A 21,607-nucleotide genomic window follows, 5' to 3' on the forward strand; every position below is an offset into this window, starting at 1 on the left:
CTTTGCAAGTTGTGTTTTCTTTGCTGTCGCATATTTGAAGAAAAAAGCATTGCTCAAGTCGTACAAGGCCTGCCTGTTGGGTTAAACCGATGTAGGTAAGTGAGGCGTCTATGGTGGCTGTGTATTTGGTGTGGATGGGCTATAATATAAACTTTTACTGTGCTTGTGGTGTGATGAGCGGTGGTTATCATCAGATATGCAAGGTATGAGTAATTGAAACCTTACTGAATAAATATCCTAAAAAAATCGCTGATGTTTTATCAGCGATTTTTTAAATGCTTAGGCTAGTACTGCTCCTGCGGTCATGCTATCAGGCAATAAAACAACTGTCAGTTGCCCATCTTTTTCGGCCGATAAAATCATGCCTTCGCTGATGCCAAATTTCATCTTGCGGGGAGCAAGATTGGTAACGCAGATGACGGTTTTGCCTTGCAAATCTTCAGGTTTATAAAATTTAGCAATGCCACTAAATACATTTCGTGGGTTATTCTCACCGACATCAAGAGTGAATTGTAATAGCTTATCCGCTCCTTCTACCGCATTGCACTCAAGTACTTTGGCGACTTTCATCTCAACTTTGGCAAAATCGTTAATGCCGATAAAATCGTTTTGGTTGGTATTTTCCATAGCTTTACCTTCTTTTTTGTCTTTTTTGCTGTCAGTAGATTGTAGGTTTTCTTTCGAGTCATCAACCATTGCTTGTACTTTCTTGGGGTCAATGCGTTGTAGAAGCGGTTTAAACTCGTTGATGGTTTGGGTTAATACATCAAAACGGGCATCAAAATTTAAGCTCTCTACATTCAAGAATGCTTGTGATTCATTTGATAATGTTGGTAATACTGGCGATAAATAGACCATGATTTTATGGAATAGATTTAGCCCAACCGAACAGATATCTTGAACATCTTGGCTGTTTGGGTGTTCTTTGGCGATTGCCCATGGTTTTTTGTCGTCAATATACTGATTGGCAAGATCGGCAAGTGTCATAATTTCACGAATGGCGGTACTAAACTCACGGTTCTCGTAGTGCTTAATAATGCTGTCGCCTGCTTGGATAAATCGGCTTACCAATTCAGGTTCTACGCAAACATCGGACAGCTTATTGTCAAATTGAGTGTTGATAAACTTGGCACAGCGACTGGCAATATTAACGACTTTACCGACCAAATCAGAGTTTACTTTGGCGATAAAGTCATCAAAATTTAAATCTGAATCCTCTACTTTATCGGATAATTTGGACGCAAAGTAATAACGCAAGTACTCAGGGTTTAGGTGTTTTAAGTAGGTCTCAGCTTTGATGAATGTGCCACGAGATTTACTCATTTTTTCGCCATTGACGGTCAAAAACCCGTTGACAAACAGCGAAGTTGGCGTGCGGTAATTTGCTCCAGATAGCATGGCAGGCCAGAACAAGGCATGGAAATAAACGATGTCTTTGCCGATAAAATGATAGACTTCAGCAGTGCTATCAGCTTTCCAATAATCATCAAAGGACAGTTCGGTTCGTTTGGATTTGATATAATTTTCACAGCTAGACATATAGCCAATGGGGGCATCCACCCACACATAAAAGTACTTGTCCTTAGTGTCAGGGATTTTAAAGCCAAAATACGGTGCGTCTCGACTAATATCCCAGTCATTAAGCCCTGCTTCAAACCATTCATCTAGCTTGTTGGCGATAGAGATGGGTAGTCTGCCTTCGTCTCTTGTCCATTTTTGCAAAAATTCAGCAAAGTTTGGTAGGCTAAAAAAGTAATGGTCGGACGATTTTTCCACAGGAGTTGCACCACTTAGGGTGGAGCGTGGATTGATGAGTTCGGTGGCATTATAGGTTGTGCCACACACTTCACATGAATCGCCATATTGGTCGTCTGCCTTGCATTTTGGGCAAGTGCCTTTGATGAAGCGATCAGCTAGGAACATTTGTTTTTCAGGGTCAAAAAGCTGAGTTACAGGGCGAATGGCGATATTGCCTGCTTGCTTATTAGCAAGATAAATCTCTTCTGAACGCTTGCGGTTGGCATCAGAGTGGGTGCTGTCATAGTGGTCAAATGACACACTAAATCCTGCAAAATCTCGTTCATGCTCAACCTGCACGCCTTTAATTTGCTCTTCTGGGCTAATGCTGTTCGCTTCAGCTCGGAGCATGATGGCGGTGCCGTGAGCATCGTCAGCACAGACATAAATGACATCATGACCCATAGACCGCATGGCTCTTACCCAGATGTCGGCTTGGATATAACCTAAAAGATGTCCCATGTGGATTGAGCCGTTGGCATAGGGCAGGGCATTGGTAACTAATATTTGGCGTTTTGTCATGGCATACCTGTTTTTTCGTTTATCAAAAGAAATGGGTAAATTTTACTATAAATGTTTTATAAAATCACATAAGCAATCAAGATAATAGTTTGGTCGCTTCATAATGACAGTCGTTGCTTGATTGTTTAATCCACAAATTTTAAGCCATTGTGTTTTGATGGCTTGGTATCTGACTGGGTCGGTGTTGTATTTGTGTATTCGTTTGGATCAAAAAATAAGCCTTCGTTAGGATTTTCTTTGGCATAAATACCAATAACAGCTGCCATAGGAATCCACAAATTCTGAGAAACACCGCCAAAGCGTGCTGAAAAAGAAACGACATCGTTATCAATGCGTAAATCTTTGGTGGCCTGATAGGATGCAGCAAGTACTAAGCGTCCATCAATGGCATATTCTAATGGGGCAACCAAATCAGGGTGGGTGGCATCGATGAGTAGGTAGGCGGTCAAATCATTGTCTTCCATCCATTCATGTAAGGCACGAACCAAGTGAGGGCGTTTTGGGGTGAAAGTCATGGCTACTCCGTGTATTTATCCAGATAGTTGGGTAGAGGTTTTAGGCTATTTTTGAAACTTTGGCGTAAAAATAGTCGTTGTTGATAGTTGATTAGTGGTTTGCAGATATGAGCTGGCAAATGCACACCCATTTTGGGCAGTCGCCAAAAGAGTGGTGCTAATAAGATATCACACCAGCCGAACTGTTCGGATAAAAAATACTCGTGCTTATTAAATAGAGGCGAAAGCGTAATTAGGGAGTTGGATAGACTTTGTCTGGCAATTTTGGCTTGCATCTCGTCAAAGCTATCAGGATGAGTAAGGAGCGTTCTTCCAAGTGATAGCCAATCTGTCTGCAACCGCCACGCAAGTTGTCTGGTTAAGGCACGCTCTTTTGGTGTGGCTGGTAGCAGTTTGGCTGCTCCGTGCCGTTCTTCTAGATACTCAAAGATGGTATTTATCTCATATAGTACCAAATCACGATTAACCAATATGGGTAAGGTTGCATAAGGATTTAGTTGTGCCAGTTCTTCAGGTCGTTCGTCTTGGATGTAGGCAAGTTCGTATGACAGCTGCTTTTCTTCAAGCAATAATCTAACCACATGGCTATCATAGCCATCATTACCATACAGAAGGAATTGCGACGGTAAAAGATGAGAAAAGTCTGCCATATGGTTAATTAACAATAAAAAAATAAGCCCTAGTTTATCAAATTTTATGCTGAAAGTCTTGGGAAATTCTTAGTTTTGTATTTTAATAATCTAAATCGCTCTTTTGATTGATGCTTCTATAAAAACGATAATAAGGTTGGCTGATATAAAAAATGCCAGTGATAAACACTGGCATTTTGGGTTATTGTTAAATTACTTAACATCTTTCCAGAATTCTTTGTTGAGTAGATAAACTGGAATAAGCAAGATGAGTAAAAATAAAATCACCCAAGCACCATAGACTTTGCGGTCGTGGCGGACAGGTTCAGCCATCCATGCCATAAAGTTGACCAGATCGCCTACACGGTTCTTGTACTCTTCTTCACCAAGTTCTTGCTGAAGGTTGTGTAGAACATGTGGCATGGCTGCATTGGCAAGCACCAAGTTGTTTGCACCCCAAGGGCGACTTGGGTCTTCGTAGAATGACAGTAGGTAGGTATATACCCAGTCATCACCACGCAGACGAGTTACCAATGATAGATCTGGTGGTGCTGCACCAAACCAAGCACCTTGCACTTCAGGATCGATACCTGCAGTGATGTGGTTGCCGATTTGATCTGTACTTACCATCAAATATTTTTCAACCAATTCTGGCGGTATATCCAAGTCTTTTGCAATGCGTGAGTGGCGTACATATTGAGCAGAATGACAGCCAACACAATAGTTCATGAACATGGTAGCACCACGCTGCAATGAACCTTTGTTGGTTAGGTCAATGGGTGCTGTACTGCATTCTAGTGTCGTTTTTGTGCCATCGGCTTCGGTATACTCACCACAGCCATGACCACCACCAGCCATCGCTGATGGGCTTGCTACGATACCAGCACCTGCTAAAAGCAGACCTGCACCTAGAGTTTTTAGGTTAAATGCTTTCATTAGTGACCTCCCGTAACACGCTCTGGCGGTTGCTTGCACTTCTCAATTGATGTGTAGAACGGCATCAAGATGAAATACAAAAAGTATAGAATGGTACAAATACGACCCACAATAGTTCCTGTTGGTGTAGAGGAGACGCCACCTAAGTAACCTAAAACCAAGAAGCTGACTACAAAAATAGCAAGAGCAATCTTGGATAGGGTGCCTTTGTAACGCATAGAGCGAACAGGTGAGCGGTCTAACCAAGGTAGAACGAACAAGATAGCGATTGCACCAAACATTACAATGACACCAGGCAAGGCAGAGCCAAACATAGAAGGTGTTGCACGCAGCATCGCATAGTAAGGCATGTAGTACCAAACAGGGGCAATGTGTGCCGGTGTTTTCAGGGCATTTGCAACTTCAAAGTTTGGTTTTTCTAGGAAATAACCACCACCTTCAGGGGCGAAGAATACTACTGCAAAGAAGAATATTAAGAATACCACGATACCAACCATGTCATGCACAGTGTAGTAAGGGTGGAAAGGTACGCCGTCTAATGGTACACCATTTTTGTCTTTTAGTTTTTTGATGTCAATACCATCTGGGTTGTTTGAACCAACATGGTGTAGGGCAACCAAGTGCATGAATACAAGTCCAACCAAGATAAGCGGGATAGCGACAACATGCAATGCAAAGAAACGGTTTAGCGTAATGCCTGAGATGATGTAGTCACCTTTTACCCATTCACCTAAAGCATCGCCAATAAATGGAATGGCGGCAGGTAGATTAAGGATAACCTGTGCACCCCAAAATGACATATTACCCCAAGGTAGCAAATAACCAAAAAAACCCTCAGCCATTAAGCATAGGTAGATTGCCATACCGATAATCCACACCAATTCACGAGGTTTTTGATAAGAGCCGTATAGCAAGCCACGGAACATGTGCAAATAAACAACCACAAAGAATGCAGAAGCACCAGTTGAGTGCATATAACGAATTAACCAACCGCCTTTAACATCACGCATGATGTATTCTAGCGAGGCGAATGCACCTTCAGCACTTGGGTTAAACATCATGGTGAGCCAAATACCAGTAACAAGCTGATTGACTAACACCACCATAGATAGGACACCGAAGAAATACCAGAAGTTAAAGTTCTTTGGTGCATAATACTTTGACATATGATATTCATAAGTCTCAGTAGCTGGGTAGCGTGCATCAATCCAGTTCATCAATTTTTTAGCGATACTCATGATTACGCCTCCCCAACAGTCAAGATGCTGCCATCAATGCTGTATTCTGGAATAGGTAGATTTAACGGTGCTGGCATACTGCGATAAACACGACCTGCTAAATCATACATCGAACCGTGGCAAGGGCAGAAGAAACCACCCATCCAATCCGCACCGCCCAAGTCAGCAGCACCGACCTCGGGTCTAAATATTGGTGCACAACCTAAATGCGTACAAACACCCTCAACAACCAAGATATTTGGTTCTCTTGAGCGAGTTTCATTCTTGCAGTATTCAGGCTGAACAGACCCATCAGAATTTGGGTCGGCAAGTTTTGGGGTAACTTTACTTAAGTTTGCCACCATTTCATCGGTACGCTTAACCACAAAGATGGGTTTGCCACGATATTTTACGGTAATCATTTGACCGTTTTCAATACCACTGATGTCTGTAACAACAGCGGCACCCGCAGCTTCCGCCTTTGCACTTGGATACCAAGAACGCACAAATGGGGTGGCGATTGCACCAACACCAACCGCACCAATGGCGGCGGTTGTTGCAATTAGGACTCTACGGCGTTTAATATTCACGCCTTCGGCATGGCTCATTAAAACTTCCTCCAGAATAAAGAATGGGAAAAATCCCATACTGGGTGTGTGGATATGGTAGGAGTTATTCAACGATACCATGTCCACATTTGCTGTGCCTATTTTACTAGTTTCTAAACATGTCTATTTTAAGCTATTTTTGTCATAAAATAAATTGTTCTGTTGCTAAGTTGTGAAAAAAGTCGCAAAATTTTTAATGAATTAACAAAAAAGATCATTTTTTGGTAAAAATTGCGCAATATCCAACTCACTTAGTAGGAATTAGGATGATTTTATTTTTAATTTAATTAAACTTATATTTAAAATAAATTTGATAATTATAACAGTAAACTTATGTCCATTTTTAACCTTATATTCAGTTTGAACAAAGATAAGTGATTTTTAGTCATGATTTTTTATAAGTGACCGATTTGATGGTAATCATAAAAAATTATTAAAGTCAGCTTTCAAATACACCTAAGGGCATGAGATATTAAGGCATTAATATAAAAAACTCTCGTAGAACGAGAGTTTTTTTTTGGGGTATTGCGAGATTAACGCTTTGAGAACTGTGGACGACGACGAGCTTTGCGTAGACCAAGTTTCTTACGTTCAACTTCACGAGCATCACGAGTAACGAAGCCAGCTGCTTTAAGAGCAGGTTTTAGGCTTTCATCAGACTCGATAAGTGCACGAGTGATACCATGACGAATTGCACCTGCTTGACCACTTGCACCACCACCAGTAACGGTGATGTATAGGTCATAGTCGTTGGTTACTTCTAGTAGTTCTAGTGGTTGACGAACAACCATACGAGAAGTTTCACGACCAAAGTATTCATCTAGGGTTTTGCCGTTGATAACGATGTTGCCAGTGCCTTTAGACAGAAAAACACGGGCAGTAGAAGTCTTGCGGCGACCTGTACCATAATTGCGTTCCATGTTGTTCTCCTTAGATGTCTAAAACTTGTGGCTGCTGAGCTGCGTGTGGGTGTTCTGTACCCGCATACAGTTTTAGCTTTTTAATCATCGCATAGCCCAAAGGACCTTTTGGTAGCATGCCTTTTACCGCTTTGTGTAGCACATCTTCTGGCTTGTGGGCTAGAAGTTTGGTAAAGTTGGTCTCTTTGATGCCGCCTGGATAACCAGTGTGGCGATAGTATTTTTTGTCCTGAGCTTTTTTACCAGTAACGGTAATTTTGTCAGTGTTGATAACGATGATGTAGTCACCAGTATCAACATGTGGGGTGTACGATGGCTTGTGTTTGCCACGCAGACGAGAAGCGATTTCGCTCGCTAGGCGACCCAATGTTTTACCTTCAGCGTCCACGACATACCAGTCATGTACAACTTCAGCGGGTTTGGCACTGATAGTAGTAGTCATATAAAACCTATTTAGTTGAGTTTGAGAGTTGACAAATAAAAAGCCGAAGCCTTGATTTTACTTGCTTTAAGAGTTGGGAAACGAAGGGCTCTCAAAAAACAGCGGTAATTATAGCTTAAATTCTAATGATGTGCAATAATAAATTGCGTATTTAATGCATTTGGTTGCTTTGTTAGTATTGGTGATGCTTGCTTGGATTATTAATATTTAGTCTGTTTTATATAATAAAACCTTGAGCGTAGGTTGATATATTGCATTGATGGTGGACTGATATCAATTCATGGTATTGGATTTTATACTAACAAGGTATGCCAAGGCTTGTCCAACTTTGGTATGTTTGATGATGGTGATGGGTGTATTGATGATGTGTTCAATGGGTTTATCGCTTTCTACATATAATTGTGTGCCATGTGTGATAAGCTTATGTTCTATGAGCTTATCAATAATGGGTTGCCATAGATTTAGAGCGTAGGGCGGATCAATGAAAACCACATGAAAAGGCGTGGCTAATGTCGGAATGACGGATAAGCAGTCGCCTTGAAAGATGGTGGTGTTATGAAGTGCTAATTGAGCGGCAGTTTGTTTTAATTGTGATGCTTGTTGTTTATGAAACTCAATAAAAGTAGCGAAAGCAGCCCCTCTTGATAGGGCTTCAAATCCTAATACCCCTGAACCTGCACAGACATCAAGTATATGAGCGGACTGAATGTCTGCCATCAGCCAGTTAAAAATCGTTTCACGCAAGCGGTCTGGTGTGGGTCGCAAACCTTCAGCATCAATAAAGCTAATACTACGGCGTTTATGCTGACCGCCGATGATTCGTATTTGATTGGTTTTTTTTGGGAATTTTGCTTTCATTGATCTATTGATTTGATATAGTAATCTGATAATAAATAAAATAAGATTCGGTGGGTTTTGGAGTTATTATAACATAGTGCTTAGGGTATTATAAAACTGTTTGAAGCTAATTTTAGTTGAATGAAATGCTTAAAAGAGAAGATGATTAAAAATATTAATCATAATGACAACAATTGCAAGATTAAGAAAAACTGACACCCAGTACAAAATATGCTAAAATAATCAACGCTTTTACTGACAATGATTGACCTATGTTTAGTTCCATTTGGCAAGCCCTTGCAGAACACCCAGAATTCATCGCCATGCTTACCATTCCGCCTGTTACTGCTTTTGTAACTTGGGCTCATGTATGGATGGCACTTGAGATGTTATTTTACCCTATTAAGTTTTGGGGTATTCGCATTCGTGGGCTACCATTTGGACTACAAGGCTTGGGTTGGCAGGGTATTGTACCCACCAAAGCAGGTAAAATTTCAGGAATTATTGTTGATCAGACTTTATCTAAATTGGGTAATTTGGATGAGTTTTTTCAGGCGATGGAACCTGAAGAGATGGCACAGTTCATTGCTGATGCAGTGGATAAAAATCTAGAGCATCTGATTGATGAGATTATGCTAGAACGCCATCAAGGATTATGGAATGGTATGCCTTACGCCATTCGCCGTCGTATCTATGCATACACTCATAAAGAGCTATCAAATATTATGAAATCTTTGGTACTGGATTTGACGCATAATGTTGAAAATCTTGTGGACATGCGTCAAATGATTGTACAAAAGATGGAAAATGATCGCAAACTGATGGTGGATATGTTTTTAAGAGTGGGTAGAAAAGAAATTAACTTCATTTGGAAGATTAGTGCCTTAATTGGCTTTGTTTTTGGTATTCTTCAGATGGGGATTTTTTATTTTGTGCCGCAGCATTGGACTGTGCCTTTTTTTGCGGCGATCTGGGGGGCTTTGACTAACTGGATTGCCATTTGGATGGTGTTTAACCCTGTTGAGCCAAGACGCATATCATTTTTACGAGTGTTTAGTCGTGATGAATCGGGTATTCGTTGGCGGTTGCCACACATTCATTGTTATTCTTGGCAGGGCGGTTTTATGAAGCGTCAAGATGAGGTGTCTAGCGTCTTTGCAGAGATTGTTGTTAATGAATTGGTTACCCTAGAAAATATCATGCATGAGATGATGTATGGAATAAAAGCGGATAAAACTCGAGCGTTAGTCAAAAAACACTTGTATGATTTGCTTGAATCACCTGTGGTGTCAGCCAGCCTAAAAATCGGCATGACCAGCCGTGAGCTTGATGAGTTTAAAGATACCATCATTGACAAATCTATTGACGCAACCATGATACCAATCCGAGATCCTAAGCTGAATGTCTCAAGAGCCAGTAAGATTTTTGGATTATTTGAGAGTCGGATTCGTGCCTTATCCCCACAAGAATTTCAAAATCTGCTACGACCCGCCTTTAAAGAAGATGAGATGACCTTGATTGTGCTTGGGGCAGTTACAGGGCTTTTGGCGGGTTGGCTACATCTGATGGTGGTATTTTTTTGACAAGAGCAGGATTAGAGCAGTTGGTTGATGATTGGCAATAAATATTCATCAGCCATCACGATTTACCAGTCTATTAAATATTCGTCTTAGCCAGTGTTCATTAGATTGCCAGCAAAGATGTCTTTCATTTCACTGTTTATTTTGTGCCAATTATCAATACCAAAAGATGGTATATAGAAGGTATGTTGTTATGCTAATTACAGAATTGGGCTATTTTGCCCTGATTTTAGCGTTGGTTATTGCGATTTTGCAAGCCATTTTACCCGCCATCGGCGTTATTAAAAACCAAGTGCAGTGGCAACGCCTAGCACCAAGTTTGGCAACGGCATTGTTTGTGGCAATGGCAGTGTCTTTTGGGGCATTAATGATAGGCTTTCTTTATAATGATTTTAGTTTGGTGTATGTAGCAAGCCATTCTAATAGCTTGCTACCTTGGTACTATAAATTGTCGGCAACTTGGGGTGGTCATGAAGGCTCGCTACTGCTTTGGATGACGATTTTGGCAACTTGGTGTATGTTGGTTGCGGTATTTAGTCGTGGCTTACCACTTGATATGCGTGCTCGTGTGCTGTCAATACTTGCGATGGTGCAGGTCATGATGTTGCTTATGTTGATTTTTACTTCCAGTCCTTTTGAGCGTACCTTGCCAAACATTCCTGTGGATGGTGTGGATTTAAATCCATTATTACAAGACCCTGGTTTAATTTTTCATCCTCCGATGTTGTATATGGGTTATGTGGGGTTGGCAGTGCCTTTTGCTTTTTGTATGGCGGCACTGTGGGCAGGGCGTCTTGATGCGGTATGGACTCGTTGGTCTCGCCCTTGGACGGTAGTGGCTTGGGGGTTTTTGACGCTAGGGATTGCCCTTGGCTCTTGGTGGGCTTATTATGAGTTAGGCTGGGGTGGCTGGTGGTTTTGGGATCCTGTAGAGAATGCGTCTTTGATGCCATGGTTGGCCGTAACCGCTTTGATGCACTCTTTGGCTGTTACCGAAAAACGAGGTGTGTTTAAGGCATGGACAATCATGCTGGCGATTTTTGCCTTTGCTTTATCGCTATTGGGTACATTCTTGGTGCGTTCTGGTGCGATTACTTCGGTGCACTCGTTTGCGGCAGACCCAACTCGTGGCTTGGCGATTTTGGCGATTTTGGGGGCGGTGATTGGCGGTGGTTTGTTAATGTTTGCCTTGCGTGGGTGGCGATTGACCGTTGAGAGTACTTATCAGCTTAAATCTCGTGAAACTGCTTTGGTGGTTAATAATCTTGTCCTGCTAGTGGCGACTTTAGTGGTTCTGCTTGGTACTTTATACCCCATGCTTGCCGATGCCTTTAAATGGGGGCAGGTATCAGTAGGTCCCCCTTATTTCAATGCGTTGTTTGTGCCTGCAACTTGGATCTTACTTGCCTTTATGGGCATTGGTGCGAATCTGCGTTATAAATACGACAGTCGACCACTGTTTGGTATGATGATGACAGGTGCGATGAGTGCTTTGGTGCTTGGTGCAGTCATTGCTTACATGATGAGCCTGCTTGAAGAAAGCGTACATTTTGACCATGGTATGTACATTACTGCCATCTTATCAGCGTGGGTGCTTGTCTTGATGGTGCTAGATATCAAAGACAAAACTCGTCATGCCAAAGGGTTTGTGAATGGTCTTAAAAAACTAACACCAAGCTATTATGGTATGCAACTTGCCCATGTGGGTCTTTTGGTTACTGCATTGGGTGTTGCAGGGGTCTCTGCCATGAGTCTAGAAAAAGATGTGGCAATGACGGTCGGCGATAGTGTGCATGTGCAAGGCTATGATTTTTATTTGCAGGACTTTGATGTCATAAAAGGATCAAATTATGATGCCACTCGTGCTACCGTACAAGTTAAGAAAAATAATCAGCTTATCGCAACATTATATCCAGAAAAGCGTAACTATGTTGTCTCAATGATGCCAATGACCGAAGTGGGATTGCACCCAAGCCCCTTAAATGAGCTATACATTGCATTGGGTGAGCCGATTGTCAGTGATGATGGCAAAACAGACTTAGATACATGGGCGGTGCGTGTCTATGTGAAGCCGATGATTCGTTGGCTATGGTTTGGGGCGATTTTGATGTCGTTGGGTGGTCTAATTGCCATATTGGATAAGCGTTATCGCATCAAAAAAATAACAACCCATTCTAGTTCTAATCTGAAATCATTTGTGGAGTAATGCTCATGGCAAAGTCAAATAAGCGTGTGTTTTTTATCATACCTTTGGTGGTGTTTTTGCTTGCGATGGTAATGTTTTATTTTCGTCTAGGAAAAGAAACGGATATTAAAATTAGTACTTCAATGAACAAACCCTTGCCTGAGTTTAGTTTGCCATTGTTGTCAGATACTTCACGCATGATGACCAATCAGGATTTACCCAAAACACCATTTTTGCTTAATATCTGGGGTTCTTGGTGTCCAACCTGTAAAGTGGAGCATCCATTTTTGATGCAACTGCATGAAAAAGGCGTACCACTTGTCGGTGTGAATTATAAAGATGAACTCTCTGACGCATTAGGATATTTAAATCAGTATCAAGACCCATTTATCTACTCGGTGCAGGATTTAGATGGGCAGTATGCCATTGATTTGGGATTGACAGGTGCACCTGAGACATTTGTGGTTGATGGTGCAGGCGTGGTATATAAGCATATTTTGGGTGAGGTTAATCAGACAAACTGGGCAAATGAGATTCAGCCGTGTTTGATGGCGGTAGGTGATACAACATTATCTGAAGATGCCAAAGTACAGGCGTGTAGCTAAGAGGGTGTGATGAAAAAAATTATATTGGCGGTCATATTGGCGGCAGCGGTCGGTTCGGCATGGGCGGATATTGATGTTCTTGAGTTTAAAACGCCTGAAGATGAAACTCGTTATCGAGCACTGATTGAAGAGTTGCGTTGCCCTAAATGCCAAAATCAAAATTTGGCAAGCTCTGATGCCCCCATCGCTTTAGACTTAAAACAAAAAACCTATCAGATGATCAGTGATGGCAGAAGTGATGCTGAGATTCGTGGTTATATGTTTGAGCGTTATGGCGACTTTATTAGTTACAAACCACCCATTCGCCCATCAACATGGATTTTATGGTTTTTCCCACCAATTTTGTTGATATTGCTTGTATTGGGCTGGGTAATTAAGGCGAAGAGGCAACGCAACCAAGTAATGAATGTATCTGATGAAGATATTGACACCCTAAATAGCCAAGAAGAAGCAGAGTTATCAAGGATTTTAAATACGCACAGCACGCCAAATGATAAGAAGGGTAAGTCATGAGTCAAAGTTTATTATTGTTTTTTACCTTATGTGCTGTTTTGGCGGTGTTGGTGGCTTTGGTGGTGATTTTCCCATGGTTAAAAAGTCGCCGAGCGATGGATAACCGTTTGATGGCGGTTAATGTGGAGGTGTTTCATCATCGTATTGCGGAGCTTGATGCTGATAAGCAAGCAGGTGTGATAGATGAAGCGTATTATCATGCTCAATCTACCGAGCTAAAACGCCAGCTGATAGCCGCCCAAAAACATGAGGATCGATATGCACCTGTAGGCACTAAGTCAAGGCTGATTGTCATGGTGTGGATTCCGTTTTTGGCGGCATTGGCTTATTTGACAACGGCTGATCGCACTCCTGTATTTACGCTATGGGAAGCTCAAGATAGAGTGGGGCAGGTTGCGGACGACCTATTAACAGGCAAGATTGATACACCACCAGAGTGGGCAACTAAAGATAGTGCTGCATTAATTTCTGCCATGCAAACCAATGTGCATACTCATGCTTATGATGCTAACCGCTGGATGCGACTGTCTGAGCTGTTTACTGCTTTGGATGCTAAGCCACAGGCATTAGAGGCTTTAGCTCGTGCTAATCGATTGGAGCCTGATAATGTTGAGATTGCCATGACCTATGCACAGGCAAGTTTCTTTATGAATAATGGCTCATTAGACCCAACCGTAAAAGAAATCGTACTTGGTATATTGCGTAGCACACCTGAGCATGAAGGTGCACAGATGATGATGGCGATGGGAGAGATTCGTGCGGGTAATTTTGTGAATGCAAAGGCGTGGGTGCATAAGCTTCGTTCAAATATCGCCGCCAAATCTGGAGATAGAAGCGAGGCGTTGGCTAGTATTGATACTTTGCTTGAAAACATTAACACTCAAGAAGCTAAGGCGGCTCAAGGTGTCAAAGTCGGTGTTGGTATTGACACAAAACTTATGCCCCAGATTCAAGAAGGCGATGTATTGTTCATCTCTATTGTCTCTAGCAAGGGTGGTGCACCATATGCTGTTAAGCGACTGCCTGTCAATCAAATCCAAAATGGGCAGTTTGAAGTATCGCTTAGCGACTTAGATGCCATGATGCCTGAACGCACGCTCACGGTCGGTAGAGAAAATGATGAGCTTGTTGTGAATGCTCGCATCAGCCATTCAGGTAGTGCGATCTCTGAATCAGGAGATTTGTCTGCAAATCCTGTACCGCTTACTAGGGCAACCAATGCTGTTTTCTTGACAATCTCACAGGTTATCCCCTAACGGCAAAAATGATTCCAATCGGCTAAGATAACGAAAATAGCACCATGATTTTGGGTGCTATTTTTTTATGAATAGTAAGTTGTGTTTTTTTATGAGTTTGGGGGATAAAATCGTTAGTGTGTAAAAATCACTTGAACAATCTGTCTTGGTGATTTATAGTGTAAGGTCTATTAAAGGTTGTTTTATTGTTTGGAGAATATCATGCTTCGTATGATTTTATTAGGTCCACCAGGTGCAGGTAAAGGCACACAAGCACAGCTAATCTCAAAGGAATTTAATATCCCTCAGATATCAACAGGCGATATGTTGCGTGCTGCCATTAAAGAAGGTACGGAGTTGGGCAAGATTGCCAAAAGTGTGATGGATGCAGGTCAGTTGGTTTCTGATGAGCTGATTATCAATTTGGTTAAAGAACGCATTGCACAATCTGACTGCACGCATGGCTGTATTTTTGATGGCTTTCCACGAACCATTGCCCAAGCACAGGCTTTGGCGGATGCTGGCGTGAATATTGACCATGTGATTGAGATTGGTGTGCCTGATGATGAGATTGTCAGTCGCATGTCAGGTCGCCGTGCTCACTTGCCATCTGGACGCACCTACCACATCATTCACAATCCCCCTAAAATTGAAGGCAAAGACGATGTTACAGGCGAGGACTTGGTACAGCGTGATGATGATAAAGAAGAGGTGGTTAGAGACCGCTTATCGGTGTATCATGCACAGACATCGACGCTAATCGGTCATTATCAAGCGGTGGCTCAGTCAGGTGAAAATGCTCCTGCTTATCACAAGTTTGATGGCACAAAAGACATTGACACGGTTCGTGATGAAATTTTTGCGGTATTAAAAGGCTAGTTGGTCAATTCTGCAATATAAAAAGACCTTGACTATTAAATCAAGGTCTTTTTTTTGGCTAAAATTAGTTAGTCTTATGTGTGGCGTTTAGTACTCTTGTTGCATTTGATGATGAGCCATTACTTTTTGACAGATGGATTCTTGTACATACGCCAACGCCTGTGGTATGCGGTCTTTTAGGGTATTTAGTGTATGGGTGGTGGCCAAAGCGTGGGCATTGGGCAGGCGAGTATAGCCATCGTGAGTGGGTATGATGTATTCTTCATCGCCAAAATCAAGGCTAATGAGCGATTTGGCAGTATTTTTGTGTAGAATATTGACATTGCCTGTTAGGACAAAGTTGGTGGATTCATCTTTGATGCTTTGGGTTGGGTTTGTGGTGTAGATTGCTTGCGTATCTTTGGCGGTATTGGTAAATTGTAGGTGCAAAGCAAGGGGAAAATCATCGCAAACAATGACGGTTGTACCACTGATTTTGATGTGTGTGGCAGCTTTAATGGTGTCATCAGGTAAGCTTAGCCAACGACAGGCGGTCTGTGCTGTAACTTTTTCGTTCATCATCTTAAGCATGGACACATCAAGAGGTCTGTCAGCTTTGATGTCATCGCTTAGGCTGTCATAATGTGCCAAAAACATCATGGGTAGATCTTTTTCAATGATGAATTTATCAATCTTGACATTATGTGTGCGAAAAATAAATTCAGGTTCGGTGAGTATTTCTTGCAGGATAAAGCAGCTGTTGGTCATAAAGGCTAGTTGTATTAAAAATTAAATTTACTATACCATAAAATTTTGTTTTTCGCTAAAAACAGATCGGTTTTTGTAAAATAATTTTCATTGTGCGTATTGAGATTTATGCTACAATGATAATAAAGATACATTGGTTATTTATCTTTAAAAACGGAGCTGATGATGACTTATGACAACACCAATATTTTTGCCAAAATCTTGCGTGGCGAGATTCCCTGCCATAAGGTCTATGAAGATGACAAAACGCTGGCTTTTATGGATGTGATGCCACAGGCGGTGGGTCATGTGCTTGTGATTCCTAAGTGTGAAGCGGTGGAATTGACCGATTTGCCGTGTGAGTATGCCTGTGCAGTATTTAAAACAGCTCAAAAGGTAGTTCATGCTCAGCGTCAGGCCTTGGGTGTAGATGGCATCGTTCAGATGCAGCTGAATCACGCCAAAGCAGGGCAAAGCGTATTTCATTACCATATGCACCTAATTCCTACCCATATTCATGAGCTGGGTAATCACGCAAGTGCTATGGCAAATCAAGATGAATTGGCACAGCTTGCAGCCAAGATTTGTGCTCACATTACATAATTTTATCTTTGCTATCTTTGATACTCTTTGTGGTATAAGGGTGTAAAAATTGTTTGTTCATTTCGCTATCATAACAGCAGATGAACGGACTTAAAAATCAAAAACGCACCGTGATAATACGGTGCGTTTTGTTATTAGTGGGGCTGATTAACCCACAAATGCACGCTCAACCACATAGTCGGCAGGCACGCCCATGCGTGGTGAGATGGTCAAGCCAAATTCATCTAAAATGGCACAAGTATCACTATTCATCGCCATGCTACCACAAATCATCACACGGTCATCGTCTTTATTCATGGTGGGTAGTCCGATGTCTGCAAAGAGCTTTCCTGACTTGATGAGATCGGTAACACGCCCTGTGTTTTTAAATTCATCACGAGTTACGGTTGGGTAGTAGATGAGTTTTTCACGCACCCATTCGCCAAAGATTTCATCGTTTGGTAGTTCATTTTCAAAAAAATCACGGTATGCCAAATCCTGTTCATGACGCACGCCATGCACTAGAATTACTTTTTCAAAGCGTTCGTATACTTCAGGTTCACGAGTGAGCGATAAAAATGGAGCCAGTCCTGTACCTGTGGCAAGTAGGTATAGGTGCTTGCCAGGCAAAAGGTCATCTAATACGAGTGTGCCTGTGGGTTTTTTACTGATGAGTAACTCATCGCCTACTTGGATGTGTTGTAAGCGTGAGGTTAGAGGTCCATCTTGAACTTTAATTGAGTAAAATTCAAGCTCCTCAGCCCAAGCAGGGCTTGCGATAGAGTAGGCACGCACAAGCGGTTTGCCATCTACCATTAGACCAATCATGGCAAATTCGCCACTTCTAAAACGCAAGCTATCACTACGAGTGGTTTTAATGGTAAATAGGCTGTCTGTCCAGTGATGAACATAAGTAACTGTTTCGCTGATGAATTTTGACATGGTGAAAGTCCCAAAATGATAACAAGTGTTGTTTTTTGCTAAATTTTACCACAAAATCAGCAGAATAAGAAATCTGTGCTATGATAGCGATATTTGAAATGAACTGTTATTAACTTTTTGGCATAAGCACTGTTAATTTTAGCATAAACCATCCAAATACGCCATGAATCGCATTACTTCACATACGCTACCCATCATCGGTTATCATCACTCCCCCTTGTCCCAAAAGTTTGGTGTTCCTCGGCAACCAAACCTTGTCGCTGTTAAAAGCCATATTGATTTTGTTGCTCCGTATGCGATATCTGACGCTTTTGTTGGTATCGAGCGATATAGTCATTTGTGGATTTTGTGGCTGTTTCACCATAATAAAGGGCAGGCAAATTTTCGTCCGCAAGTGCGTCCACCACGGCTAGGCGGTAATGAGAAAATTGGAGTATTTGCCACACGCAGTATGTACCGACCATCAGCAATTGGGCTGTCGGTTGTGCAGTTTGATAGATTGGAAGTGATTGATAATCAAGTGATTTTACATATCATTGGGGCGGATATGGTAGATGGTACACCGATATTGGACATCAAGCCTTATTTAGCATTTGCTGACAGTGTGAGTGGAGCAAAGGGTTTTTCCAAACCGACTGTTCGGTCTGTATTGTGGAGCAATCAAGCTGAAACGGATTTTATGTATTTTTTACAAAGTAACGCACTGCGTTTAGATGACCAAGTCATTATTACCAAGCTGATTGCCCAAGACCCACGAGTCGCCTATCGTCAGCACGAAACAAATCTTGTATCGGTCATGCAATATCGGTGCGTTGATATTAACTTTTATATGAATGATGATGGTGCTATGGTGATTGAGTGTATTAAAAACAGCCAAGTTTGCCATGACACATGAAAATCCATGCTTAAAAAATAGTCAAATGGTAGAAAATTTGCTATAATTTTAGGTTATTTTATTAAAGCCATCATTAAATTTGTAAGGTAATTATCATGGAAATCGCCCCATATCAAGACCAAATCAAAGACTTAGAAGCTCGTGGTAAAGAGCTTTGGGGGTATCTTTGACGTTGAGGGTAAAAAAGAACGCCTAGAAGAGGTTAATTTAGAGCTAGAAAACCCTGATATCTGGAATAATCCTGAACTGGCTACAAAGATTAGCAAAGAAAAATCAGTACTAGACGGCATCGTTGGCACGGTTGATGGTTTGTCGGTGCGACTTGATGACGCACGAGCGATGTTGGAGCTGGCTGTTGAAGAAGATGACAAAAGTCTACTCGCCGATGTGCAAGCTGAGTTGGATGAAGCATTAAAGAGTGTAGAGGATTTAGAATTTAAACGAATGTTTAGTGGTGAGATGGACGCTAATAACTGCTATTTAGATATTCAAGCAGGTTCAGGCGGTACAGAAGCTCAAGACTGGTCAGAGATGCTGTTGCGTATGTATTTGCGTTGGTGTGAATCGCATGGGTTTAAAGCAGAGGTGTTGGAAGTGTCCGAAGGTGGTGTGGCAGGAATCAAGTCAGCGACCATCGCAGTCAAAGGTGATTATGCTTTTGGTTGGCTTCGTACAGAGATTGGCGTACATCGCTTGGTGCGTAAATCACCTTTTGATAGCAATAATGGTCGCCATACTTCGTTTTCAGCGGTGTTTGTTTCGCCTGAGATTGATGACAATGTTGAGATTGACATCAATCCTGCAGATTTACGCATTGATACTTATCGTTCTAGTGGGGCGGGTGGTCAGCATGTAAACACCACCGATTCAGCCGTGCGTATCACGCACCAACCAACAGGCGTGGTCGTGGCGTGCCAAAATGAGCGTTCTCAACACGCCAACAAAGACACGGCGATGAAAATGCTGCGTGCAAAATTGTATGAATTAGAAATGCAAAAACGCATGGAAAAACAGCAGGCTTTAGAGGATAGTAAATCTGACATCGGCTGGGGAAGTCAAATCCGCTCTTATGTGCTTGATGATTCACGCATTAAAGATTTGCGTACTGGTGTTGAGACTTCCAATACTCAGGCGGTACTAAACGGCGATTTGGATAAATTCATCGTAGCGAGTTTAAAATCTGGGTTGTGATTAAACCGTTTTATTGCTAGGAAAAAGCAGTTGATTAAACTTAATAAGCCCGTCATAAATTTTGATATTTTTGGGTTTATTTTGGGTGGTTTTGTGATACAATCATATCCACCAAGTTTTAGGTTAATTGAAAAAACATAAGGAGACAGATATGTCTATTGAACGTATCCGCAATACATCGTTGCGTGAAAAAGTAATGAGTGCTGAGCAAGCCGCCGAGTTTGTCAAGGACGGCATGAACCTTGCGATTACTGGTTTTACAGGTGCAGGTTATCCAAAGGCACTACCAACAGCGATTGCCAATAAAGCTAAAGATGCTCATGCCAAAGGAGAAAAATTTAGCATTGGTATGGTAACAGGTGCATCTACTGCTCCAGAATGTGATGGCGTGTTGGCAGAGGCGAACGCTGTGCATTTTCGTTCACCTTTCCAGTCTGACCCAACTTTGCGTAACAATATCAATGCGGGTAAAACTGCTTATCAAGACATGCATCTGTCGCATGTAGAACAACAGATGCGTCAAGGTTTTTATGGTAAATTTGATATCGCCATCATTGAAGCAGCTGCCATTACTGAAGATGGCAAGATTATTCCTGCCATGGGTATTGGACATGGTGTTGAAGCTGTTAAGAACGCTGAGAAAGTCATCATTGAGATTAATGCGGCGTTGAGTGAAGGCTTGGAGGGTATGCACGATATTTATGCTGAAGTCGGACTACCACCGCACCGCAAACCAATCCCTATCGTGGGTGCATTTGATCGTATCGGTACACCTGCTCTAGATTGCGATAGCGATAAGATTTTGGGTATCGTGCTGACGAATGCTGGCGATCGTAACTCCAAATTTGCTGAGCCTGATGATGTTTCAAAAGCCATCGCCGCCCAAGTTATTGATTTTCTTGATCATGAAGTTAAGGCTGGTCGTTTGCCTAAGAGCTTACTGCCTTTGCAATCAGGCGTGGGGAATGTCGCTAATGCGGTGATGGCAGGTCTGCTAAATGCACCATTTGACGATTTGGTAGGCTACACTGAAGTTCTACAAGATGGTATGCTTGATCTAATTCTTGCTAAAAAGATGAAATCAGCATCTGCTACCGCCTTATCATTTAGCCCTGATGCGTTGGCTCGTTTTAATGAGAACATTGAGTTCTTAAAAGACAAGATTATTTTACGCCCGATGGAAATCAGCAACAATCCAGAGATTATCCGTCGCTTGGGTGTGATTGGCATGAACTCAATGATCGAGGCGGATATTTATGGTAATGTGAACTCAACACATATCATGGGTACTAAGATGATGAACGGTATTGGTGGCTCTGGCGACTTCACTCGCAATGGTTTCTTCTCGTTCTATGTCAGTCCATCAACTGCTAAGGGCGGGGCGATTTCTGCCATTGTACCAATGGTTAGCCACCACGACCACACCGAGCATGATGTGATGTTTATTGTAACAGAGCAAGGCATGGCGGATCTGCGTGGTAAGTCTCCTCGTCAGCGTGCTAAACTCATCATTGATAACTGTTCACATCCTGATTATCGTGATATGTTGCGTGATTATTATGACCGTGCTGAAAAAGCAGGTGCCTTGCATACACCGCACCTACTACTAGAAGCATTATCATGGCACCAACGCTTCATTGAAACTGGTGATATGCGTATCAAGTAATCAGACAGCTTGGATGATATCCATAAAAATACGGCGGTTAATGACTGCCGTATTTTTATGTCGCAGTAAAAGTCTATACGCTATAAATAATAAGATTAGAAGTCATTGTATAAACTTTATGAATCCGGCCGGCATGATTAAACCGTCTAAAGTTGTAATAGTTAAAAAAGCACCTACCGATGTGA

21 protein-coding genes are annotated in these 21,607 nt (G+C 41.9%); 10 read left to right on the plus strand and 11 right to left on the minus strand.

What is annotated here, in order from left to right; all coding sequences use genetic code 11:
- Positions 1 to 279 precede the first annotated feature (279 nt).
- The 9 genes from metG to rsmD all read right to left on the minus strand — a co-directional run bounded on the left by metG (position 280) and on the right by rsmD (position 8,444).
- Positions 280 to 2,319 carry a methionine--tRNA ligase gene (gene metG, locus L3D27_RS03295; RefSeq protein ID WP_432481538.1) on the minus strand — a complete coding sequence of 680 codons (2,040 nt, stop codon included), beginning with the start codon at positions 2,317 to 2,319 and terminating at the stop codon, positions 280 to 282.
- Between the two features lie 125 nt (positions 2,320 to 2,444).
- Positions 2,445 to 2,834, minus strand: coding sequence for a stringent starvation protein B (locus L3D27_RS03300; protein WP_432481539.1), 390 nt, complete (start codon positions 2,832 to 2,834; stop codon positions 2,445 to 2,447).
- A 2-nt stretch (positions 2,835 to 2,836) separates the two neighbouring features.
- A complete protein-coding gene (locus L3D27_RS03305; RefSeq protein ID WP_432481540.1) occupies positions 2,837 to 3,484 on the minus strand; it encodes a glutathione S-transferase N-terminal domain-containing protein in 648 nt (215 codons plus the stop codon).
- A 192-nt stretch (positions 3,485 to 3,676) separates the two neighbouring features.
- A complete protein-coding gene (locus tag L3D27_RS03310; RefSeq protein WP_284674225.1) occupies positions 3,677 to 4,399 on the minus strand; it encodes a cytochrome c1 in 723 nt (240 codons plus the stop codon).
- Complete coding sequence (locus tag L3D27_RS03315; RefSeq protein WP_284674565.1) at positions 4,399 to 5,616, minus strand: cytochrome b; 1,218 nt, start codon at positions 5,614 to 5,616, stop codon at positions 4,399 to 4,401. Before L3D27_RS03315 ends, L3D27_RS03310 begins: the two co-directional genes overlap by 1 nt.
- Positions 5,617 to 5,639: 23 nt before the next feature.
- Positions 5,640 to 6,224 (minus strand): ubiquinol-cytochrome c reductase iron-sulfur subunit, encoded by a 585-nt coding sequence (gene petA / locus L3D27_RS03320; RefSeq protein WP_284674226.1) that lies wholly within the window; start codon positions 6,222 to 6,224, stop codon positions 5,640 to 5,642.
- A 533-nt stretch (positions 6,225 to 6,757) separates the two neighbouring features.
- Complete coding sequence (gene rpsI, locus L3D27_RS03325) at positions 6,758 to 7,144, minus strand: 30S ribosomal protein S9 (RefSeq protein WP_284674227.1); 387 nt, start codon at positions 7,142 to 7,144, stop codon at positions 6,758 to 6,760.
- Between the two features lie 10 nt (positions 7,145 to 7,154).
- Positions 7,155 to 7,586, minus strand: coding sequence for a 50S ribosomal protein L13 (rplM, locus tag L3D27_RS03330; RefSeq protein WP_373627496.1), 432 nt, complete (start codon positions 7,584 to 7,586; stop codon positions 7,155 to 7,157).
- Positions 7,587 to 7,859: 273 nt separating this feature from the next.
- Positions 7,860 to 8,444 carry a 16S rRNA (guanine(966)-N(2))-methyltransferase RsmD gene (rsmD, locus tag L3D27_RS03335; RefSeq protein WP_284674229.1) on the minus strand — a complete coding sequence of 195 codons (585 nt, stop codon included), beginning with the start codon at positions 8,442 to 8,444 and terminating at the stop codon, positions 7,860 to 7,862.
- Between the two features lie 251 nt (positions 8,445 to 8,695).
- Between rsmD and L3D27_RS03340 the strand changes: the two genes are divergently transcribed.
- From L3D27_RS03340 to adk, 6 genes are all read left to right on the plus strand, one after another.
- Positions 8,696 to 10,006, plus strand: a complete 1,311-nt coding sequence (locus L3D27_RS03340; protein ID WP_432481541.1) for a hypothetical protein — start codon at positions 8,696 to 8,698, stop codon at positions 10,004 to 10,006.
- A gap of 190 nt (positions 10,007 to 10,196) precedes the next feature.
- The gene (locus tag L3D27_RS03345) at positions 10,197 to 12,209 is read left to right on the plus strand and encodes a heme lyase CcmF/NrfE family subunit (RefSeq protein ID WP_432481542.1); all 2,013 of its coding nucleotides are present in this window, start codon (positions 10,197 to 10,199) and stop codon (positions 12,207 to 12,209) included.
- A gap of 5 nt (positions 12,210 to 12,214) precedes the next feature.
- Positions 12,215 to 12,793 carry a DsbE family thiol:disulfide interchange protein gene (locus L3D27_RS03350; RefSeq protein WP_432481543.1) on the plus strand — a complete coding sequence of 193 codons (579 nt, stop codon included), beginning with the start codon at positions 12,215 to 12,217 and terminating at the stop codon, positions 12,791 to 12,793.
- Positions 12,794 to 12,802: 9 nt separating this feature from the next.
- Positions 12,803 to 13,306: a cytochrome c-type biogenesis protein gene (locus tag L3D27_RS03355; protein WP_284674233.1), complete on the plus strand. Its 504-nt coding sequence runs from the start codon at positions 12,803 to 12,805 to the stop codon at positions 13,304 to 13,306.
- On the plus strand, positions 13,303 to 14,562 hold the full coding sequence (ccmI, locus tag L3D27_RS03360) for a c-type cytochrome biogenesis protein CcmI (protein WP_432481544.1): 1,260 nt from the start codon (positions 13,303 to 13,305) through the stop codon (positions 14,560 to 14,562). The genes L3D27_RS03355 and ccmI overlap by 4 nt, the downstream gene beginning before the upstream one ends.
- Before the next feature lie 201 nt (positions 14,563 to 14,763).
- Positions 14,764 to 15,420: an adenylate kinase gene (gene adk, locus L3D27_RS03365; protein ID WP_432481545.1), complete on the plus strand. Its 657-nt coding sequence runs from the start codon at positions 14,764 to 14,766 to the stop codon at positions 15,418 to 15,420.
- 87 nt (positions 15,421 to 15,507) lie between these two features.
- Here adk and L3D27_RS03370 read toward each other — a convergent pair whose 3' ends face one another.
- Positions 15,508 to 16,167, minus strand: coding sequence for a hypothetical protein (locus L3D27_RS03370; protein ID WP_432481546.1), 660 nt, complete (start codon positions 16,165 to 16,167; stop codon positions 15,508 to 15,510).
- A gap of 159 nt (positions 16,168 to 16,326) precedes the next feature.
- On the opposite strand from L3D27_RS03370, the gene L3D27_RS03375 reads away from it, so the two are divergent.
- Positions 16,327 to 16,749: an HIT family protein gene (locus tag L3D27_RS03375; RefSeq protein WP_284674566.1), complete on the plus strand. Its 423-nt coding sequence runs from the start codon at positions 16,327 to 16,329 to the stop codon at positions 16,747 to 16,749.
- Positions 16,750 to 16,896: 147 nt separating this feature from the next.
- Here the strand turns inward: L3D27_RS03375 and L3D27_RS03380 are convergent, their stop codons facing one another.
- The gene (locus L3D27_RS03380) at positions 16,897 to 17,670 is read right to left on the minus strand and encodes a ferredoxin--NADP reductase (RefSeq protein ID WP_432481547.1); all 774 of its coding nucleotides are present in this window, start codon (positions 17,668 to 17,670) and stop codon (positions 16,897 to 16,899) included.
- Between the two features lie 172 nt (positions 17,671 to 17,842).
- Between L3D27_RS03380 and tsaA the strand changes: the two genes are divergently transcribed.
- The 3 genes from tsaA (at position 17,843) to L3D27_RS03395 (ending at position 21,422) form a co-directional block, all read left to right on the plus strand.
- Positions 17,843 to 18,565, plus strand: a complete 723-nt coding sequence (tsaA, locus tag L3D27_RS03385; protein WP_284674567.1) for a tRNA (N6-threonylcarbamoyladenosine(37)-N6)-methyltransferase TrmO — start codon at positions 17,843 to 17,845, stop codon at positions 18,563 to 18,565.
- Between the two features lie 95 nt (positions 18,566 to 18,660).
- A protein-coding gene (gene prfB / locus L3D27_RS03390; protein WP_432481548.1) for a peptide chain release factor 2 occupies positions 18,661 to 19,756 on the plus strand; the annotation gives its coding sequence in 2 pieces (ribosomal slippage) (positions 18,661 to 18,732 and positions 18,734 to 19,756; 1,095 coding nt in all).
- A gap of 151 nt (positions 19,757 to 19,907) precedes the next feature.
- Positions 19,908 to 21,422 carry an acetyl-CoA hydrolase/transferase family protein gene (locus L3D27_RS03395; protein ID WP_284674239.1) on the plus strand — a complete coding sequence of 505 codons (1,515 nt, stop codon included), beginning with the start codon at positions 19,908 to 19,910 and terminating at the stop codon, positions 21,420 to 21,422.
- The last annotated feature ends 185 nt before the right edge of the window (positions 21,423 to 21,607 follow it).

The sequence above is a fragment of the Moraxella sp. ZY200743 genome (assembly GCF_050885545.1).
Taxonomy (GTDB): Bacteria; Pseudomonadota; Gammaproteobacteria; order Pseudomonadales; family Moraxellaceae; genus Moraxella; species Moraxella haemolytica.

Excerpts from the sequence above, each read along its gene's own strand:
- metG (WP_432481538.1), bottom strand. The coding sequence starts at position 2,319 with ATGACAAAACGCCAAATATTAGTTACCAATGCCCTGCCCTATGCCAAC.
- L3D27_RS03300 (WP_432481539.1), bottom strand. The coding sequence starts at position 2,834 with ATGACTTTCACCCCAAAACGCCCTCACTTGGTTCGTGCCTTACATGAA.
- L3D27_RS03305 (WP_432481540.1), bottom strand. The coding sequence starts at position 3,484 with ATGGCAGACTTTTCTCATCTTTTACCGTCGCAATTCCTTCTGTATGGT.
- L3D27_RS03310 (WP_284674225.1), bottom strand. The coding sequence starts at position 4,399 with ATGAAAGCATTTAACCTAAAAACTCTAGGTGCAGGTCTGCTTTTAGCA.
- L3D27_RS03315 (WP_284674565.1), bottom strand. The coding sequence starts at position 5,616 with ATGAACTGGATTGATGCACGCTACCCAGCTACTGAGACTTATGAATAT.
- petA (WP_284674226.1), bottom strand. The coding sequence starts at position 6,224 with ATGAGCCATGCCGAAGGCGTGAATATTAAACGCCGTAGAGTCCTAATT.
- rpsI (WP_284674227.1), bottom strand. The coding sequence starts at position 7,144 with ATGGAACGCAATTATGGTACAGGTCGCCGCAAGACTTCTACTGCCCGT.
- rplM (WP_373627496.1), bottom strand. The coding sequence starts at position 7,586 with ATGACTACTACTATCAGTGCCAAACCCGCTGAAGTTGTACATGACTGG.
- rsmD (WP_284674229.1), bottom strand. The coding sequence starts at position 8,444 with ATGAAAGCAAAATTCCCAAAAAAAACCAATCAAATACGAATCATCGGC.
- L3D27_RS03340 (WP_432481541.1), top strand. The coding sequence starts at position 8,696 with ATGTTTAGTTCCATTTGGCAAGCCCTTGCAGAACACCCAGAATTCATC.
- L3D27_RS03345 (WP_432481542.1), top strand. The coding sequence starts at position 10,197 with ATGCTAATTACAGAATTGGGCTATTTTGCCCTGATTTTAGCGTTGGTT.
- L3D27_RS03350 (WP_432481543.1), top strand. The coding sequence starts at position 12,215 with ATGGCAAAGTCAAATAAGCGTGTGTTTTTTATCATACCTTTGGTGGTG.
- L3D27_RS03355 (WP_284674233.1), top strand. The coding sequence starts at position 12,803 with ATGAAAAAAATTATATTGGCGGTCATATTGGCGGCAGCGGTCGGTTCG.
- ccmI (WP_432481544.1), top strand. The coding sequence starts at position 13,303 with ATGAGTCAAAGTTTATTATTGTTTTTTACCTTATGTGCTGTTTTGGCG.
- adk (WP_432481545.1), top strand. The coding sequence starts at position 14,764 with ATGCTTCGTATGATTTTATTAGGTCCACCAGGTGCAGGTAAAGGCACA.
- L3D27_RS03370 (WP_432481546.1), bottom strand. The coding sequence starts at position 16,167 with ATGACCAACAGCTGCTTTATCCTGCAAGAAATACTCACCGAACCTGAA.
- L3D27_RS03380 (WP_432481547.1), bottom strand. The coding sequence starts at position 17,670 with ATGTCAAAATTCATCAGCGAAACAGTTACTTATGTTCATCACTGGACA.
- L3D27_RS03395 (WP_284674239.1), top strand. The coding sequence starts at position 19,908 with ATGTCTATTGAACGTATCCGCAATACATCGTTGCGTGAAAAAGTAATG.